Source organism: Mesorhizobium sp. M0678, assembly GCF_040320505.1.
In the GTDB taxonomy this organism is placed as follows: domain Bacteria; phylum Pseudomonadota; class Alphaproteobacteria; order Rhizobiales; family Rhizobiaceae; genus Mesorhizobium.
The window spans coordinates 34,926-51,553 of the sequence record NZ_JAMYPT010000010.1 but is presented as its reverse complement, the minus strand read 5'-3'; the positions used below and the strand labels follow the sequence as shown (position 1 = coordinate 51,553).

22 protein-coding genes are annotated in these 16,628 nt (G+C 62.2%); 11 read left to right on the top strand and 11 right to left on the bottom strand.

Annotation, left to right across the window (positions count from 1 at the left end; all coding sequences use genetic code 11):
• Positions 1 to 50: 50 nt before the first annotated feature.
• Positions 51 to 767, bottom strand: coding sequence for a transcriptional regulator BetI (gene betI / locus NKI29_RS19015; RefSeq protein ID WP_352891294.1), 717 nt, complete (start codon positions 765 to 767; stop codon positions 51 to 53).
• A 113-nt stretch (positions 768 to 880) separates the two neighbouring features.
• On the opposite strand from betI, the gene NKI29_RS19010 reads away from it, so the two are divergent.
• Both NKI29_RS19010 and NKI29_RS19005 read left to right on the top strand, forming a co-directional pair.
• Entirely contained in the window at positions 881 to 1,096 is a 216-nt protein-coding gene (locus NKI29_RS19010) for a hypothetical protein (protein WP_352574940.1), read from the top strand.
• Between the two features lie 2 nt (positions 1,097 to 1,098).
• Positions 1,099 to 1,359: a hypothetical protein gene (locus NKI29_RS19005; RefSeq protein ID WP_023678557.1), complete on the top strand. Its 261-nt coding sequence runs from the start codon at positions 1,099 to 1,101 to the stop codon at positions 1,357 to 1,359.
• A 42-nt stretch (positions 1,360 to 1,401) separates the two neighbouring features.
• Here NKI29_RS19005 and NKI29_RS19000 read toward each other — a convergent pair whose 3' ends face one another.
• The 4 genes from NKI29_RS19000 to NKI29_RS18985 form a co-directional block, all read right to left on the bottom strand.
• Positions 1,402 to 2,460 carry a dipeptidase gene (locus tag NKI29_RS19000; protein ID WP_023678556.1) on the bottom strand — a complete coding sequence of 353 codons (1,059 nt, stop codon included), beginning with the start codon at positions 2,458 to 2,460 and terminating at the stop codon, positions 1,402 to 1,404.
• A 185-nt stretch (positions 2,461 to 2,645) separates the two neighbouring features.
• Complete coding sequence (locus tag NKI29_RS18995; protein ID WP_023678555.1) at positions 2,646 to 2,945, bottom strand: GNAT family N-acetyltransferase; 300 nt, start codon at positions 2,943 to 2,945, stop codon at positions 2,646 to 2,648.
• Positions 2,938 to 3,573 (bottom strand): alpha/beta hydrolase, encoded by a 636-nt coding sequence (locus NKI29_RS18990; protein ID WP_023678554.1) that lies wholly within the window; start codon positions 3,571 to 3,573, stop codon positions 2,938 to 2,940. The genes NKI29_RS18995 and NKI29_RS18990 overlap by 8 nt, the downstream gene beginning before the upstream one ends.
• A 10-nt stretch (positions 3,574 to 3,583) precedes the next feature.
• The gene (locus tag NKI29_RS18985; protein ID WP_352574845.1) at positions 3,584 to 4,516 is read right to left on the bottom strand and encodes a VOC family protein; all 933 of its coding nucleotides are present in this window, start codon (positions 4,514 to 4,516) and stop codon (positions 3,584 to 3,586) included.
• Between the two features lie 208 nt (positions 4,517 to 4,724).
• Between NKI29_RS18985 and NKI29_RS18980 the strand changes: the two genes are divergently transcribed.
• Positions 4,725 to 6,317 carry an alkaline phosphatase family protein gene (locus tag NKI29_RS18980; RefSeq protein WP_352646711.1) on the top strand — a complete coding sequence of 531 codons (1,593 nt, stop codon included), beginning with the start codon at positions 4,725 to 4,727 and terminating at the stop codon, positions 6,315 to 6,317.
• A 52-nt stretch (positions 6,318 to 6,369) separates the two neighbouring features.
• Here the strand turns inward: NKI29_RS18980 and NKI29_RS18975 are convergent, their stop codons facing one another.
• A complete protein-coding gene (locus tag NKI29_RS18975) occupies positions 6,370 to 7,758 on the bottom strand; it encodes a PRC-barrel domain-containing protein (protein WP_352574842.1) in 1,389 nt (462 codons plus the stop codon).
• A gap of 253 nt (positions 7,759 to 8,011) precedes the next feature.
• Here NKI29_RS18975 and NKI29_RS18970 point away from each other — a divergent pair, with 253 nt between their 5' ends.
• Positions 8,012 to 8,932, top strand: coding sequence for a diacylglycerol/lipid kinase family protein (locus tag NKI29_RS18970; protein ID WP_352574840.1), 921 nt, complete (start codon positions 8,012 to 8,014; stop codon positions 8,930 to 8,932).
• 58 nt (positions 8,933 to 8,990) lie between these two features.
• Here NKI29_RS18970 and NKI29_RS18965 read toward each other — a convergent pair whose 3' ends face one another.
• Positions 8,991 to 9,164: a hypothetical protein gene (locus NKI29_RS18965; protein ID WP_292659198.1), complete on the bottom strand. Its 174-nt coding sequence runs from the start codon at positions 9,162 to 9,164 to the stop codon at positions 8,991 to 8,993.
• Positions 9,165 to 9,310: 146 nt separating this feature from the next.
• Between NKI29_RS18965 and NKI29_RS18960 the strand changes: the two genes are divergently transcribed.
• Positions 9,311 to 10,837 (top strand): sensor histidine kinase, encoded by a 1,527-nt coding sequence (locus tag NKI29_RS18960; protein WP_352571968.1) that lies wholly within the window; start codon positions 9,311 to 9,313, stop codon positions 10,835 to 10,837.
• Positions 10,838 to 10,892: 55 nt separating this feature from the next.
• On the opposite strand, the gene NKI29_RS18955 is transcribed toward NKI29_RS18960, so the two are convergent.
• Together NKI29_RS18955 and NKI29_RS18950 are read right to left on the bottom strand one after the other, a co-directional pair.
• On the bottom strand, positions 10,893 to 11,372 hold the full coding sequence (locus NKI29_RS18955; RefSeq protein WP_352457967.1) for a hypothetical protein: 480 nt from the start codon (positions 11,370 to 11,372) through the stop codon (positions 10,893 to 10,895).
• 10 nt (positions 11,373 to 11,382) lie between these two features.
• The gene (locus tag NKI29_RS18950) at positions 11,383 to 11,709 is read right to left on the bottom strand and encodes an ElaB/YgaM/YqjD family protein (RefSeq protein WP_023678546.1); all 327 of its coding nucleotides are present in this window, start codon (positions 11,707 to 11,709) and stop codon (positions 11,383 to 11,385) included.
• Between the two features lie 227 nt (positions 11,710 to 11,936).
• Between NKI29_RS18950 and NKI29_RS18945 the strand changes: the two genes are divergently transcribed.
• Positions 11,937 to 12,317: a response regulator gene (locus NKI29_RS18945; protein WP_023678545.1), complete on the top strand. Its 381-nt coding sequence runs from the start codon at positions 11,937 to 11,939 to the stop codon at positions 12,315 to 12,317.
• Positions 12,318 to 12,347: 30 nt separating this feature from the next.
• Here NKI29_RS18945 and NKI29_RS18940 read toward each other — a convergent pair whose 3' ends face one another.
• Together NKI29_RS18940 and NKI29_RS18935 are read right to left on the bottom strand one after the other, a co-directional pair.
• Positions 12,348 to 12,899, bottom strand: a complete 552-nt coding sequence (locus NKI29_RS18940; protein ID WP_023678544.1) for a sigma-70 family RNA polymerase sigma factor — start codon at positions 12,897 to 12,899, stop codon at positions 12,348 to 12,350.
• 3 nt (positions 12,900 to 12,902) lie between these two features.
• Positions 12,903 to 13,106: a NepR family anti-sigma factor gene (locus NKI29_RS18935; RefSeq protein ID WP_023678543.1), complete on the bottom strand. Its 204-nt coding sequence runs from the start codon at positions 13,104 to 13,106 to the stop codon at positions 12,903 to 12,905.
• 217 nt (positions 13,107 to 13,323) lie between these two features.
• Here NKI29_RS18935 and NKI29_RS18930 point away from each other — a divergent pair, with 217 nt between their 5' ends.
• From NKI29_RS18930 to NKI29_RS18910, 5 genes are all read left to right on the top strand, one after another.
• Complete coding sequence (locus NKI29_RS18930; RefSeq protein WP_023678542.1) at positions 13,324 to 14,118, top strand: response regulator; 795 nt, start codon at positions 13,324 to 13,326, stop codon at positions 14,116 to 14,118.
• 227 nt (positions 14,119 to 14,345) lie between these two features.
• Positions 14,346 to 14,510 carry a DUF1328 domain-containing protein gene (locus NKI29_RS18925; protein WP_023678541.1) on the top strand — a complete coding sequence of 55 codons (165 nt, stop codon included), beginning with the start codon at positions 14,346 to 14,348 and terminating at the stop codon, positions 14,508 to 14,510.
• A 191-nt stretch (positions 14,511 to 14,701) separates the two neighbouring features.
• Complete coding sequence (locus NKI29_RS18920) at positions 14,702 to 15,736, top strand: sensor histidine kinase (protein WP_023678540.1); 1,035 nt, start codon at positions 14,702 to 14,704, stop codon at positions 15,734 to 15,736.
• A gap of 132 nt (positions 15,737 to 15,868) precedes the next feature.
• Positions 15,869 to 16,039, top strand: coding sequence for a hypothetical protein (locus tag NKI29_RS18915; RefSeq protein ID WP_352571970.1), 171 nt, complete (start codon positions 15,869 to 15,871; stop codon positions 16,037 to 16,039).
• Positions 16,040 to 16,381: 342 nt separating this feature from the next.
• Complete coding sequence (locus NKI29_RS18910; protein WP_006328050.1) at positions 16,382 to 16,627, top strand: YMGG-like glycine zipper-containing protein; 246 nt, start codon at positions 16,382 to 16,384, stop codon at positions 16,625 to 16,627.
• Position 16,628 lies beyond the last annotated feature (1 nt).

Below are 16,628 nucleotides of genomic sequence, written 5' to 3'. Positions count from 1 at the left end.
CAGGGGCCGGATCATTGTCTTCATTGCTGGTCCACCCTCTTTTTGATGGTTCACGCCGGCCTGCCACCGCGGGCTGCAGAGTTCGGATAGTGCTTGGGGAATGCCGCAGACAGGAACTCGTTCGCGGCCTGCAGCGCCGTCTCGCGTGTGGCGTCCTCGGTGCCCATCATCAAACGCAGCCACAGACCATCCAGCATGGCGCTGAGCGCCAGCGCCATGACTTGCGGCTCATAGGCATAGAAGCCGCTCTGCTTGAGCGCCGCGCAAAGATCGATGAAGATGTTCTGGTAGACGGCATCGCGTGCGCTGCTCAGCGCCTGATATTTCGGTCGCGATTTGGCCTCGCCCCAGAAGGCACACCAGGCAGCCAGCTTGCGCTTGTTGCAGATCGAGCGGTCGAAATCGGCCGCCACCAATGCCTGCAACTGGCAGGCGGGATCATCGCCGGCCTTTTGCAAGGCGCTGCGCCAATGCGCCGAATACTCGTCATACATGTATTGCAAGGTCGCGACGAGCAGCTTCTCCTTGCTCTCGAAATGGAAATTGACGATGCCGCGAGACAGGCCGGCGCCGTCGGCAACGTCGGCCATCGTCGTCTCCGAATAGCCGCGCTTGGCCAGTGAATCGATCGTCGCTTCGATCAATTGAAGCTGCCTGGTCTCTTTCGACGCCTTGCGGCCGCGCTTATCGGAATCGCTTTTTCGCGCCGGTTCGAGGAGGGCTTCGCGCGCCTCTGTTGTCTTCATCGGGGTGATGGTCTCCAGCATCGCCGGCTAGCCGATCGGCTTCGGCCGCGAAGATCAGTGGGACGGTGTTTGCCACTGTCAAGCACCTTCTGCACGGCTGCCCATATTCGAATGTTCTCGTCGAGATTGCATCCTTGGAGAAAACGACGTCGAAGGCACCGTCGGCGAAAGGCAGCGATCCCGGCGATGCAGACCAGATCAGCGCCGCCGAGCCCGCCTGCAGCGGACCTTGGGTCGAGATCTACGCCAGGCGCGAGCTGCAATATCAAAAGCTGCTGAGGCGTGCCAAACTGGCGCCGCGGCTGGTCATCAAACTCGACCGCCGCACCAGTCCGCCCGCGGATTTCTAAATATGGCCGACGACACCGACAGTCCCGAACTCGACACCGAAGCCGCCGAACAGTGGCAGCTGATCAACACGCCGCTCGGCGAAAAATGGTCGGGCCGCACCCGCTATGCCGCGGCCATGTTCTTCTACAAACGCGGCGAGATGAACGCCGAGACGCTCGAGGTCTACCGCATCTGCGCACGCCTGGATTCGACGGATCCGCTGCCGATCATCCGTGATCGCGGCATTGGCCAGGACTGGCTTAAACGCATGGGTTTCGAATAGTCCGCCCCCAAAACGCGTTCCGGTCAAGCCGGCATCACCCGCTTAGCCGATGGTCCTTTCCAGCATGCCTAGCCAGTTGCGATAGGCGATCTTCTCGATCAGCGCGCGCCCGAAGCCGCGTGCCGCGAATGCGTCGAGCAGTCTTGGCAGGCCGGCAACATCGCCTATCACGGCCGGGATCATGGCGCCGTCGAAATCCGAGCCTAGGCCGACGCCGTCTTCGCCCAGCGCCTGCAGCAGCGAATCGACATGGCGCACCATGACGTCGAGGCCGGTGTCGGCGTTCATCCTGCCGTCCTCGCGCAGGAACCCGGTGGCGAAGTTCAGCCCGACCATGCCGCCGGAGTCGCGGATCGCGCCGAGCTGCCATTCGGTGAGGTTGCGCGAATGGCCGCAGATCGCGTGCACGTTGGAATGGGTCGCGACCAGCGGTGCGTCGCTGATCTCGACGACGTCGCGGAAACCTTTTTCGTTGAGATGCGAAAGATCGATCATGATCTTCAGCTGGTTGCAGGCTTTCACCAGCGCCTTGCCGGCATCGGTCAGCCCCGCCCCTGTATCGGGCGATGACGGGAAACGGAACGGCACGCCGTGGCCGAAGGCATTGGGACGGCTCCAGACGATACCGAGCGAGCGCAGGCCGGCTGCGTGGAGAACGTCGAGCAGGGTGAGCTCAGGGTCGATCGCCTCGACCCCTTCGATATGGAAGACCGCCGCGATCGAGCCTTGCGCCATCGCCTTCCTCACATCGCCGGCGCTGCGGCATACAGTAAGTGCCGAAGCCCGCTCCAGCCTGAACAGGATCGAGGCCATCGCTACGGTGGAGTTGAGCGCATCGGCGCGCGGAATCTCGGGTGGCAAGGGCTCGCTGTCGCTCGGCGCCAGCGGCACCGCGCCGCGTTTGGATTTCTCGACAGGCGGCGGGAAGATCGCGAACATGCCGCCGGCAAACCCGCCTTTCTTCGCGCGCGGCAGGTCGATGTGGCCACCTGGCGTCCCCTCGACGAACAGCTTTTCGACGTCCGCATCCTTCGACTGGTAGAGCCGGAGCAGCGTGTCGTTGTGGCCGTCGAAGACGGGAACGAGATCGGATTCGGTCATGGAGGGCCATTCGGTTGAAGTGGTCGGGCCGCGGACGGCGAGCCGGTTGCTGGCAATACTTAGGCAAGGTTGGCGCTCTGCGCAAATCCCGCATGTTGCCGCTGTGTTTGTACGCCTCCAATGGCCAAAGGGGCACGCGGTAAAGCCGCGCACCCCTTCTCCTGTCATTCATCGAGGGGCTGTGCTTACCGCTTCAGCACGTCCGCCCATTCCGGATGGCGGCGGAATTGGGCATTGGCGAACGGGCAAAGCGGGATGATCGTCTTGCCCGCCGCACGTGCATCCTCGACGGCACGGGTGACCAGGCGAAGCCCCGCGCCCTGGCCGCGAAATGCATCCGGCACTTCGGTATGGTCGATGATGATCTGGTGCTCGCCGATCTTGGTGAAGGTCATCTCAGCCTCGGCGCCGCCCGGCCCACGCAGGAGGTAGCGGCCCTTCGAGCCGCGGTCCTCCATCTCGATCTCGGGCAATAGGTCAGACATGGCTTGCGGTCCTTTCATCCGGCGCAAGGGCGAACAACCGCCGCGCCGCCTCGATCTCGCTCGGCCGCACCTCATGGCCGCCGTCATGCCACTCGACTGTGACATCGGCGCCATCGGCGCGCAAATAGGCTTCAAGCCGCGCCGTCAAATCAGGCGGACAGATCGGGTCCCGCCTGCCGGCGGTGACCAGGATGCGGCTGCCGCCAAGGCTGCCCTTGACCTCCGGCTCGAACGGGATCAGCGGATGCATCAGCACCGTTGCGTCGAACAGCGACGGTTCGGCAAACAGCACCGAGGCCAGGATGTTGGCGCCGTTGGAGTAACCGAGGCCGAGCACCGAAGATGGCCTTGCCGTCTCGACATGTGCCTTGACGAAGCCGGCCATCTTGTCCGTCGCTCGCGTGATGTCGCCCATATCGTAAACGCCCTCGCCGGTCCGGCGGAAGAAGCGTGCGGCGCCTTGTTCCGAGACATCGCCGCGCGGAGCGACGATCGTCGCTTGCGGCGCGAGATCGCGTCCAAGCGACAGAAGCTGGGCCTCGTCGCCGCCGGTGCCATGGAAGACGAAGAGCAGCGGTCCATCAGGCGAACCGGGCAGCACTTTGTGAATATACGAATCCTTGCTCATGACCTTGCCCTCAGTCTTCCAGTTTCTGCAGATGCTGCTCGAGATAGGGCCGCAAATGCTGGTGTTGCGACGGCAGCTTCAGCGCCTCGCCAAGATGGGCGGTATCCTCGTCGCGGTCGAAGCCCGGCTCGTTGGTGGCGACTTCGAACAGCACGCCGCCCGGTGTGCGGAAATAGATCGCCCAGAAATAATCGCGGTCGATCACCGGCGTCACCTGATAACCTGTATCGAGCAGCGCCTTGCGCACTTCGATCTGCTTGGCGCGGTTCTCGACGGCGAAAGCGACATGGTGGACCGAGCCGGCGCCGAGATTGGCGAAGCCGGCCCCTGGCAGCGATTCGATATCGACGACGTCGGCGCCGTTGCCGTTCCTCACCGCCAGCCGCCTGACGTTGCCGGACTTGTCGACCTCCTCATAACCCATGAATTTCAGCAGCTCTTCGGTGGCGCCGCCATCTTTCAGCCTGAGCGACACCGAGTGAAAGCCGCGGATCGCCTCGTCGGTGGGAATGCCACCCTTGGCCCATGGCGCACGGTTGTCCGCTCTGTCCTCGACCAGCGCAAACCCGTCGCCGTCGGGACCGGCGAACGCAAGACGCTTCTCGCCAAACGTCTCCTCGCGGGACAGCCCAGTGACACCTTGCTCGGCAAACCGTTTCTCCCAATAACCGAGCGTGCCTTCGGGCACCGAGTAAGCGGTGGTACCGACTTCGCCGATTCCATGGCGGCCTTTGCCGATGTTCGGGAACGGGAAGTAGGTCATCACCGAGCCGGGCGTGCCGACCTCGTCGCCGTAATAGAGGTGGTAGACATCGGGTGCGTCGAAATTGACGGTTTTCTTGACCCGCCGCAGACCGAGCGTCCCGGTGAAGAATTCATTGTTCTGGCGCGCATCGCTGGCCATCGAGGTGACGTGATGCAGGCCCTTGACTTGGTCGAGCATGTTTCTGCTCCTTTCCTTGTGCCGGTGCGGCCCTTGCCGCTGTCCACGCAAATATGAGCATCCGCCTCCTGGCCGCAAAGGCGGCAAACACAGAATGGACTGTGCTGTTAAAGTGAACGACGAAGCAGGTTTTGTTCACCATTCGGCAAACTGGACCGGCTTGCATACTCGCCGAAATTGCGCTCCATGAGCGACGCATGTAGCCAGCATGAGGATACAGCGGTTGAGTGGAAAACGCCCCAATATTCTCCTGATCACCTGCGACCAGTGGCGGGGCGACTGCCTGTCAGCTGCTGGCCACAAGGTGGTAAGGACGCCGAATGCCGACGCGCTGGCTGCCGAGGGCGTTTTGTTCCAGAAGCACTATGGCGGCGCCGCACCTTGCTCGCCGGCGCGCGCCTGCCTCTACACCGGCCTCTACCAGATGAACAATCGTGTCTGCCGCAACGGCACGCCGCTCGACGCCCGCCACGGCAACATAGCCCTCTGGGCACGCGCCCTCGGCTATGATCCGACGCTGTTCGGTTATACCGACATGGCGCGCGACCCGCGCACGCTGGCGCCTGGCGACCCGCAGCTGAAAAGCTATGAAGGCGTGCTGCCCGGCTTCACCGTGCGCCAGCTTCTGCCCGAGCACCAGAAGCCCTGGCTGTCATGGCTCAAGGCGCGCGGCGTCGATGCCGGCGCCGGCTCCCCCGCCATTCACCGCCCGGCGGGCGAAATCCTGGAAAACGACGGCGCGATCAGCAACGGTCCGCCAATCTATTCGAAGGACGAGACGCCGTCGGCCTTCCTGGCCGGCGAATTCATCCGCTGGCTCGGCGAGCAGGAGCGCGATGCCCCGTGGTTCGCGCATCTTTCCTTCATCAGCCCCCACCCGCCCTTCATCGTGCCAGCGCCTTACAACGCCATGTACGATCCGGCCATTGGTCCAGCTTTTGACCGCGCCGAAAGCTGGCAGGCCGAAGCAGCAAGCCACCCTTATCTCGCCTATGAACTTGACCGGCAGGAACGGTCGAAATTCCGTCCCGGCTCGGAGGGCAAGGTGCGCGACTGGGGCGACGACAATTTTCGCCGCATCCGGGCGCTCTATTACGGCATGATCTCGGAGGTCGACGCGCAGCTTGGCCGGGTCTGGCAAGCGGTCAAGGCGGCCGATGCATGGGACGACACCGTCATCGTGCTGACCTCCGACCACGCCGAGATGATGGGCGATCATTTCATGCTGGGCAAGGGCGGTTTCTTCGACGGCAGCTTCCATATTCCGCTGATCATTCGCGATCCGCGCCACCGCAAGGCTGCCGGCAGCAGTGTCGACCGCTTCACCGAGGCGGTGGATTTGGCACCGACCTTGCTCGATCTCACTAGGCTCGAGCTCACTGGCGGCGAAGTGCTGCCGCATCTCGACGGCCGCTCGCTGGCGCCTTTCCTGGACGCGACGGAGCCAGACGATTGGCGCGACGCGGCGCATTGGGAGTTCGATTTCCGCTCGATCGCGGATGGTGATGCCGAACGGTATTTCGGCATCGGTTCACGCCAGTGCAATCTCGCCGTCATCCGCACGCAAAAGTTCAAATATGTGAATTTCGGCGGCGGCCTGCCGCCCTTGCTCTTCGACCTGGAGAAGGATGCGCGCGAGTTGACCAATGTCGCTGACGACCCAGCCTATCTGCTGGCACGGCTGGAATTTGCCGAGAAGTTGCTCGCCTGGCGGGCCGAGCATCTCGATCAGTCGCTGGCGCTCGCCGAATTGACGGACAATGGCGTTGCCGGCCATGTCGCCGGCTTCCCCTCGAGATAAGCAAAGCCCGCGCCGTTGCCGGCGCGGGCTTCTCTGTCGGCCTGTGCGCAGCTTAGCGCATGATCATGCGCTGTTTCTCGCGATTTTGCGCATAGCTGGCCTTGTCATAGGGGGCCTGCGCCTCAAGCTGCTCCTTGGTGAAGTTCGTGTAGAGATAGCGCTTGCCGTTCTTGTCGGTCATGAATTTCAGGTTGTCCATGCCGACCGCCACCTCCTTCTCGCCGATGCCAAGGAAGCCGCCGACGTCGATGATGACTGCGTCGACCTTCTTGTCGCCGCCCAGCACGATATCGCCGATCTCGCCGACGTTGACATCGTTGGCGCCGTAAACGGTTGTTCCAACCAGATCCTCGGCCCGGATTTCGCCCATCGGCATTTCGGTTAGCGTCGACTTGTCGATCGACCCGGTCTTGGTCTGGTCGGCCGTGGAATTAGCCGGAGGCGCCGCTGCCGGAGCATTTTGAGCCGTCTTACTGGCCTGGTCAGTGTTGTTGGTCGTCGCAGTGTTGTCGGTCGTGGCAGTGTTGCTGGCCGTCACGGTAGGCGTGACGACGGCTGGCGCATTAGCCGCGGCATCGTTCGACGCTGTGGTCGCCGGGGCCGGATCATAGGGCTTGCGGTCGAAATCCGGCTGCGCCGTCAGCTCTTCCCTGGTGGTTTGGGCAACCAGCCAGCGATCGCCGTTCCTCTCGGCCCACTGCGCCTTGTCGAAGTCATAGGCGACGTTCTTTTCACCTATGCCGAGGAAGCCGCCGACACCGATGACCAGCGATTGCGCCTTGGCTTCCTTGTTGATGACGATGTCGTTTACGTCGCCGATGTTCTGGGCGTCGTCGCCGGTACCGTTGTAGACGGTCTCGCCGATGATATTGGTGGCAAGATTGCCTTCCGCGCGCTTCACGACCGGAGCGGGGTTGTTACCGGCCGGCGCCGCCGGGGCGTTCTGCGCCGTATCGGTGGAGGTCGACGGAGCGGCAGGAGCCGTAGCCGTGGTGTCTGTCGCTGCAGGCGCCGGATCATAGGGCTTGCGGTCGAAATCCGGATGACCCGTCAGCTCATCCTTCGTCGTTTGCGCTATCAGCCAGCGATCGCCATTTCTTTCGGCCCATTGCATCTTGCTGTAGTCGAAGGCGACGTTCTTGGTCCCAATGCCGAGGAACCCGCCGACGCCGATGACGATGGATTTTACCTGGCCGCGTTCGTCGAAGACGACATCGGTGACCTTGCCGATATTCTCTGCATTGTCGCCGGTGCCGTTATAAACCGACTCGCCGATGATATTGGTGACAAGGCTGCCCTCGGCGCGTTGCACCGGAGCGGCTGGAGCGGAATTCTCTACGGCGGGTGCTTGCGCCGGCGCCGGGGTCGTCGCCGATTGCGCAAATGCACCCGTCGCAATCAATGTTGCGACTGCTGTCGTGGTTAAAAGGGTGCGGATCATCTTAGTGTCTCCTCGTCGGTGATTTCGTGCACGCCGTGCCCGCATAGCGTCGCTGCGGGCGCAGCGTCTTCTGCATGTTCACAACGTTGTGACCACACTGTTGTTCCGAAAAAAGCCGTGGCGCACCCGGTGCCATGTCGAAGGTTCTCGGATTCGTCACGCTGGTCGAAAGGAACATTTTCTCGGCCGCCCCGTTCCACTCCCGGCTGGGACCCCGTCCCGGCCGGATAGGTGCTGGAAAAATGGAGCGGCCATGCGGTTTGCAGCGGTGCTGAACAAGGACGGCGGCACCCTGCGCACCATCGATCTTGAGGCCTTCGCCGGCCGGATCCGCGGTACGCTTGAGGCTGCTGGTCACTCGATCGATATCGACATCGCCGCCGGCAAGGATATCGTCGCCACGCTGGACGACATAGCTTCCAGGCGCGGCATCGACGTCGTGCTGGCGGGCGGCGGCGACGGCACCATCTCGGCCGCGGCAGCCCGTTTGATGAATGGGGAGAAGGCGCTTGCAATTCTGCCGGCTGGCACAATGAATCTTTTTGCGCGCGGCCTCGGCATTCCGCAGACCCTTGATGCGGCACTGAAATCGTTTGCCGACGGCGAGGTGATGGCGATTGACATTGCAACAGCCAACGGCCGGCCTTTCGTGCATCAATTCTCGATCGGCATGCACGCCAGGATGGTGCAACTGCGCCAGAAGATGGAATTCGGCTCGCGGTTGGGGAAGATGCGCGCCTCGGTGCGAGCCGCTTGGGCAACGATCAACAACCCGCCGGCCATGAACGTAACGCTGACGGTCGGTGAGGCCGAGATCAGAACGCGGATCACCGGCATCGGCATCACCAACAATCTGTTCGGCGAGGGCCACCTGCCCTATGCCGATAATCCGGCAGGCGGCGTGCTGGGCATCTATGTCACCGTGGCAAGGCGGCGCGGCGAGTTGATCAGGTTCCTCTTTGACGTCGCCCGTGGCAAATGGCGCGGTAACGAGCATGTCGAAATCCATCAGGCAAACCGCGCCGTTTTGACAATCCATTCGACGAACAGGAAAGTTCAGGCCGTCATGGACGGCGAACTGGTAAAGCTCGATCGCGAGACGACCGTCGAAATCCATCCGCGCGCGTTGAATGTTCTCGTCCCGGCGCGCGCCGCCGAGGCAAAGGTTGCCTGACGTGGGATGCGTGATGTGGGGTTGTGTGATGCAAACTGGCGCGAGCGATGGAGAGAACCTAGCCGCTGGGCGTGTTGCCCTGTTCGGTCTTCGGCGTCTCGATCATCCAGCCGTAGATTTCGGCGACGCCCCAGGCGATAAAAGCCAGCAACAGCGCGGCGATCAGGATACGAAGGACATGCCGACCCCGCCGCCCTTGACGGGCTTTGTTTTCAGGAATGGTTTTTGGCATTGTCTGGCTCCATATTTGGCGCCGGCAGGCGTAACTGGCGGGGCGTTGGCTGGTAACGGTCCCCCGCCGCGAAAGTTCCGGCTCTGCAAGGCGGCAGACGGGCCGGTTGGCCTGACCAATCAGCGGAGCCGGCCACCGGGGGCATAGTGGACGACAATAGCCAGAACACGCCGGGCCTGCCGGCCGATATTCGCCGTGTGGTGGGCGCCGCGGACCGTCTTGCCGTGCTGCACGGCCTCGACACGCTGGACGGGGCTGCCGACCCTGATTTCGATCGTATCGGCGGTCTTGCCGCTTCGGCGATGCAAACGTCTGTCGCACTGATCACGCTGGTCGATGCCGAGCGGCAGTGGTTCAAGTCCTGTATCGGCCTCGACGAGACCGAAACCGCAACCGAGACATCGTTCTGCGCCTATACCATCGCAGCCGGCAACGTGCCGATGGTGGTGGCCGACGCGGCGGCGGATCCGCGGTTCAAAGCCAATCCGCTGGTCACCGGCGAGCATCATATCCGCTTTTACGCAGGCGTGCCTATCGTAATCGACGGCGCGCTGATCGGCACGCTGTGCGTGCTCGACCGGAAGCCGCACGCACGTCCCTCCTCTGTCCAGCTCGACCAGCTGTCGGCGCTGGCCGGCCTTGCCGCCAGCCTGTTCACGCTGAAGGATGCAACCCGCAGTGCGGCGATTGCCAAGGCAGCACTGGTTCGAGAGGAAAAGCGGCGCGCCATCGCGCTCGACGCGGCTTCGCTTGCCAGCTGGGCATGGGATATCCGCAGCGATATGATCGACTGCGATGTCCTGCTGTCCGAATTGTTCAACCTGCCGAAGTCGAACAGGCTGAGGGCGCGCGACATCCTGACCGCCATCGACCCGCGCGACGTTCACCAGACCGAAACACGCTTTCGCGACGCGTTGACCGGCAGCGACGATTATTTTGGCGAATACCGTGTCAAAGGCCTCGATCCGCCGCGATGGATCGCAACGCGCGGCCGCGTCATAGAGCGCGACGGCGAGGGCAAGCCAACGCTGATCTTCGGCGTCAACTACGATATTACCGAACGCAAGCTTGGCGACGAACGTCAACGGCTGTTGCTGCGCGAGCTCAATCACCGCGTCAAGAACACTTTGGCAACCGTACAGGCGCTGGCGACGCAGACCGTTCGCCATGCCCGCCAGCCAAGCGAATTCCTCGAAGCCTTCAGCGCCAGGCTGCAGGCACTGGGCGTTGCGCACAGCCTGCTGTCGGACCGCGAGTGGCGCGGCATCGGCATCCGCGAGCTGGTGGAGATCGAGCTAAAGCCGTTCCAAGCCGCCGGACAATCGCGCATGGCGATCTCCGGCGCCGATGTCCTGCTGTCACCCGACCAGGCAGTCGGGCTCGGGCTGATCCTGCATGAACTGGCAAGCAACGCACTGCAATACGGGTCGCTCTCGGTTTCCTCCGGAAAGGTCGATCTCGATTGGAGGGTACAAGGCAGGAAGGGCGCACGGCGTCTGTTGCTGGCCTGGCGTGAAAGCGGCGGCCCGCGGGTTGCGCCGCCCAAACGCCATGGCTTCGGCTCGATCCTGATCCGCCGCAGCCTGGCCAAGGTCATTTCCAGCGAGGTGACCCATGAATTCCGGCCGGAAGGCGTGGTCGCCGAAATATCGATTCCGCTCGAAGATTTGTGACGCCAGCATTTTGCGACCGGCGCCAGAATCGTTTGCCCCGAACTATCCCTCCGAACTATTCCCGTTTGCCGATATCCGGATCATCGGAGCCGCGCTTCACGTTCTCGCGGTAGATAGCGTAGGCAGCGAGTGCTATCGCCGGGCCGAGAATCGCGCCCAGTCCGGCCTTCCCCGGGCCACCTTTGCCCTTGAGCAGCGCCGGCAGCACGGCGAGTACCGCAGTGATGCCGATAGCCTTCATGTCGGCGTTGCGTCGCTTCGCCCGGCGCCTGGCGCGCGAGCCGGCCGACATCCGGTAGACGAGCAGGATGAGACCGGCGATTGCCAGAAAGCCGATCCCGAAGCTCAGGGAAGCTGCCATCGGCCCATAGCGGGCCGCCGTCCAGATATAGGCCGCCCCGACGAGGAAGCCGAGGCCGCACAGCGCCGCGAGCGCTGCGATCGAATAGACAATCGCAGCGACGCGTGCGCGTTGCACCGCCGCAATGGTTTCGCCCGAGGCGAGGCCCGAGATCAGCGATGCAAGCATTCCCATGCGTGCAGAACTAACGGCGCGCGAGAAGAGCGAAGAGGAATCCGACGCCTGCGGCGATCGCCAGCGAAGTCACCGGTTTTTCGCGCATATGCGCTATCATCTGCGCCTCGATGTCCCTGGCGTTGCTGCGCAGGCTGTCGAAGGCTGCCTCGCCCTGGGTTCGCAACTGCTCGACGCTTTCGGCGGCGGCTCGCCGTGCTGCCCCGTAGCCATGTTCGCCAGTTTTGGCCAACAGCTTGGTAAGTTGGTCGATGTCGGCCTTCAATTGTGCGATGTCGGCCTCAATATCGGAATTCGTGCGGGCTTCGTTCGCGGCCTTTCCTGCGGCAGTCGCCATTGCTTCACTCTCCATGCTTTTGCTCGGTCGAAACGCCCGACAGACCCCAAGGTTCCGGCACGAACCTCTTCTAACCCTATCTCCGGCAGCGCGCGTTGCAAATGCCTTGCACGGGCCGAGGCCGACGCATCCGCGCCGGCACATCTTTTTTAAATGACAGCATGCCAAATACCGATCATGACTTCCCCCGTTTCACGTTAGAGACGCATTTAAGGAGATATTGCTGCGTGCGCCCATCGCTTGACGGTTTGCGGATTCTTATCCTGGAAGATGAGTTCCTGATTGCCATGGATATCGAGCAGCTTTGCCGCGACTACGGCGCGCTCGATGTGGTCATCGCCCGTGATCTGACTGAGATCGAACAGCAAGACGTTGCCGCGCAATTCGATGTGGCCATCGTCGACCTCATGCTGAGCGGCGTTTCGACGCTCCAATTTGCTTCGCGGCTGCGTGAAGCGGGCATCCCGTTCGTCTTCGCCTCGGGCTATTCAGATACCGACGAGATCAAGAAATCCTTTCCCGGCGTCAGGCTGGTCACCAAGCCCTATTCGGGAGACGATCTCGTCGAGGCAGTGGTAACGGCCTGCAGGCGCACGCCTCTTCGCTGAGGCGCGGAGCGGTTCGAACACGCCGGCGCTTCACGCAGCCGTCGACCCGGTTACCTGAGCCGAAATTGCGTCCGGGCCATACTCGTCTTCACCGGAGATCTTCAGGATTTCCTGCAGCCGTGTGCGGGCGCGGCTGACGCGGCTCTTGATCGTTCCGACGGCGCAGCCGCAGATCTCGGCTGCTTCCTCGTAGGAGAAGCCCGACGCGCCGATGAGGATAATGGCTTCGCGCTGGTCTTCTGGCAGCAATTCGAGCGCGCCGCGAAAGTCTTCGAGGTCAAGCTGGCCGTGCTGGGCCGGGTGAACGGCAAGCCTGGCCGTCATGACGCCATCGCTGTCCTGCACCTCGCGGCCGCGCTTGCGCATCTGCGAATAGAATTCGTTGCGCAAGATCGTGAACAGCCATGCCTTCAGGTTGGTGCCGGGCTGGAAGCTTTCATGCTTGTCCCAGGCCTTGACCAATGTTTCCTGCACCAGGTCGTCGGCCTTGTCGGCGTTTTGCGTCAGCGACACGGCAAAAGCCCGCAGGCTCGGGATCGAGCCGAGCAAGTCGGTCTTAAAGCCCTGGGAGACGGCCGCCATGCCTCAGTCCTTCTTTTGTACAGGTTCGGCCTTTTCCAACTGGCTGAGCAGTTGGGCGAAGCGATCCGGCACATTGTCGGAGACCAGCTCGTCATAGTATTGTTTGAGTTTACGGCCGATTTCCGAGTTCGGCCCAAGCGGGTCGCGGGAAGCAGCCCGGCGCCCGTTGCCAACGCCACCCATGGTAGCTTTCGTCATGTTCTTCATTTCGCCCTTTTGTCCCAGCCTTAAGCCGCCCTTCAACACATAACGCAATGCAAGCGGCAGCCTCGTCTGGTTGCCCAACCCGCCCTTAAACGCCAGCCTCACATATTAGTTCCGCACGATTGGAACCTTTTTCAAGGAGCCAGCGTTTCAATTGCTGGGCTTGCAAACCGTTTTTAGCTGTAACATGCAATCACGTCATATGAGGGAGACGTCCACTATGAGCCTATCAGCAACCATCGCTCCGCACCTGCCGTTCCTGCGCCGCTTCTCGCGCGCCGTATCCGGATCGCAAGAGAGCGGCGACGCGCTGGTCGCCGCAATGCTCGAGGCCATCATTGCCGATGTCGACATCTTTCCGGACGCATCGAACGACCGCATCGCGCTCTACAAGGTCTTTGCCAAGCTCTTCACCTCGGTGGCCATTCGCGTTCCGCAGGAGCATGCCCAGTCGGCATGGGAACAGCGCGCCGCGGCCAATCTGAATGCAATTGCGCCTCGTCCCCGCCAAGCCTTTCTGCTGGTGGCGGTCGAAGGCTTCAGCGAAGACGAGGCGGCGGAGATTCTCGACGTCGACGAACAGGAATTCTCCGAACTCCTCGCGCAGGCGAGCAACGAGATCTCCCGTCAGGTGGCAACCGACGTGCTGATCATCGAGGATGAGCCGCTGATCGCCATGGATATCGAGGAAATGGTCGAAAGCCTCGGCCACCGCGTCGTCGGAACGGCGCGCACCCACGCCGAGGCGGTGGCGATGTTCGGCAAGGCGCGGCCAAAGATGGTGCTTGCCGATATCCAGCTTGCCGACGGAAGTTCGGGCATAGCGGCCGTGAATGAGATCCTGTCGTCGACCTCGGTACCGGTGATCTTCATCACCGCCTTTCCCGAGCGCCTGCTCACCGGCGAGCGGCCGGAACCGGCTTTCCTGGTTACCAAGCCGTTCAATCCGGACATGGTCAAGGCTCTTATCAGCCAGGCCCTGTTCTTTGACCGGCACGCGAAAGCCGCGGCATGAAACAGCCGGCGGCCGAACTGCGGCCGCCGGGATAGCCATTCCCTTGGATCAGATGGGGCGTGACGCCGGCTCAACTCACTGGCAACCAACTGGGGCAACCAACTGGACCTTTCCACACACCGCGGCAATTCGGGCCCTGAAGATTTTCAGCATCGTCTTTTTCGGAAAATGGTGGAACAAACGGAGGCGAATCACGTTTTCACCGCAGCATTGGAAGGAGATCGATCATGCTTTACTGGGCGCTCGTATTTCTCGTCGTGGCGATCATCGCCGGTGCGCTTGGTTTCGGCGGCATCGCTGGCACCTCGGCCGGCATAGCGCAGATATTGTTCTTCATCTTTCTCGCCTTCCTGATCATATCGCTTATTGCCGGCCTGATCAGACGAGCGTGAATGCCAAGCGGCCATTCAAGCGAACACTGGAAGCCGCACCCCTCAAACGGTTTCCAGCCACCGCCGGGCAGTGTCCTCCAACGGGATGCCGCTCGGCGGACCGCTTTTTAAGGCTTGATACGAAGCTCCTCCTTTTGGAACCCATTTTTCCGCGAACCGTTCAGCCCGACATGGGTTGAGCAAATTGACCGATGCGTTCCAGAGTCGGAAAAATGAAAGACCGCGGCCAGAGTGATGAGATCATCGCTTTGCATCCTGCCGAAAGCGGGATGCAGCTTGGCCGGGCCCTTCTCCATGCACTGCACAATGCCGGGATTTCCGTCCTATACCAGGATCGCGAGATGAAGACGGTGTGGGCGCGCAACATGCGCGCGCCCTGGACTTCCGATGCCTCCGACAACAACGGCATCTTGCCGCCGGCGCAGGCGGAGCGTATCGGCGCCGCCAAGCACGACGTCATCGCATCCGGCAATCCTCAACATCTTGAACTCAGCGTGCCGGCCGATGACGGCGCCCGCTGGTTTCAGGTGTGGATAGACGCCGACCGCAGCGAGACCGGCGCGGTGCAGGGCGTCGTGACCACCATGGTCGAAACAACCGAGCAGAAACGCCGGGAGCAGACGTTGAAGGCGCTGCTGCGCGAAGTCAGTCATCGCTCCAAGAACCTTTTGGCCATCATCCAGAGCATCGCCACCCAGACGGGCCGTTATTCCGGCAGCATTGACGATTTCCTGACGCGCTTCCGGGGCCGATTGCAGTCGCTGGCCTCCTCGCAGGATTTGGTTACGTCATCCAACTGGCGGGGAGCGGCGCTGCGCGAGCTGGTTTCCGGTCAGGTCGGCAGGTACGGCGCGGATCCCTTGCACAGCCTACGCTTCCGCGGCGCAAATCCATATCTCAACCCCAATGCCGCCTTGCACATCGGCTTGGCCATGCATGAGCTCGCCGTCAATTCGGTCAGCTATGGCGCGCTGTCGCGCAGCGACGGTTTCGTCGAGGTGACGGCCGATCTGACGGCAGCTTCCGCTGGCGAGCCTGCGCTGTCGCTGACATGGGCCGAAGTGATCGGAGCCAACGACAATCAGCGCAGTGAGAAGCGTTTTGGCAGCGTCGCGCTCGAACGCGTCGTGCCCACTTCATTGAATGGAACGGCGACACTTGAGATCACCGGGAACCGCCTCGAATACCGCCTTGTCGTTCCTCACGGCAATTTCGAGACGGATTAACGAGCGGCGGTCGCCGCGCGAAGGCTTGCTGCGCATCGCCATCTTTAACCGACTGTTCACCATAAAGTCCGATCCTGTCCGAACGTGCCGATCCACCGGATTGAGTTTGGCACAAAATGAAGGGAATGGGCCTTGACGGCTGCCGACTTGAACAGACTGGAACAGGCCGCTCGCGTCTCGATGGGCGGTTTTCAGGATCCCGACGCGTCCGCAGCGCCCGCGCCTCGTGCTTCGCCCCTCCGCTTCGCCGCCGTCGCGCTTATTGCCGCGATCGTCCTGACCGCCGCGTCCCAACTGATCTGAATCGAACTCGCCTCTGCTTGATCGCGTTGAAACCACTGCCCGAGTGCTCGGCCGTGCCCGTTCGCGGTCACCGACCTGCAGGGCCAGGCCCAACATGCCGTCGCCAGATGCCTTGCCGTCGATCCGGCGAGACCGACTATGACAGGATCGTCTGGAACGTGCGTCCCAGCGGCACGCTCGATGCGTCCTTGGAGATTTCCGGGTTCGTGGTAGCATCGAACGGCGCACGCCCCGAAAAAGACTATCTTAATCAACAATGAAATCGTGCGGGCAAAGGCCGTACTTTCATGCTAAATGGCGGCTGGAGCTTATTAAAGTGAGGACAAAAGTGAGGATGACTCCATGCGGAAGATGATTATTGCCATGGTTGCCGTGGTTGCGGTCAGCGGCTGCACCACCACGGAAGAGAACGTGGGTATCGGCACTGTGGGCGGCGCGCTCATTGGTGGCGCTGTCGGCGGCGGCAAGGGCGCTTTGATCGGCGCCGGCGCTGGTGCGATTGGCGGTCTGCTCGTTCGCCGTCTGCAAAATGGCTACTGCCAATACAGAGATCGTCACGGCCGGATTTACACAGCTCGCTGCAACTAGT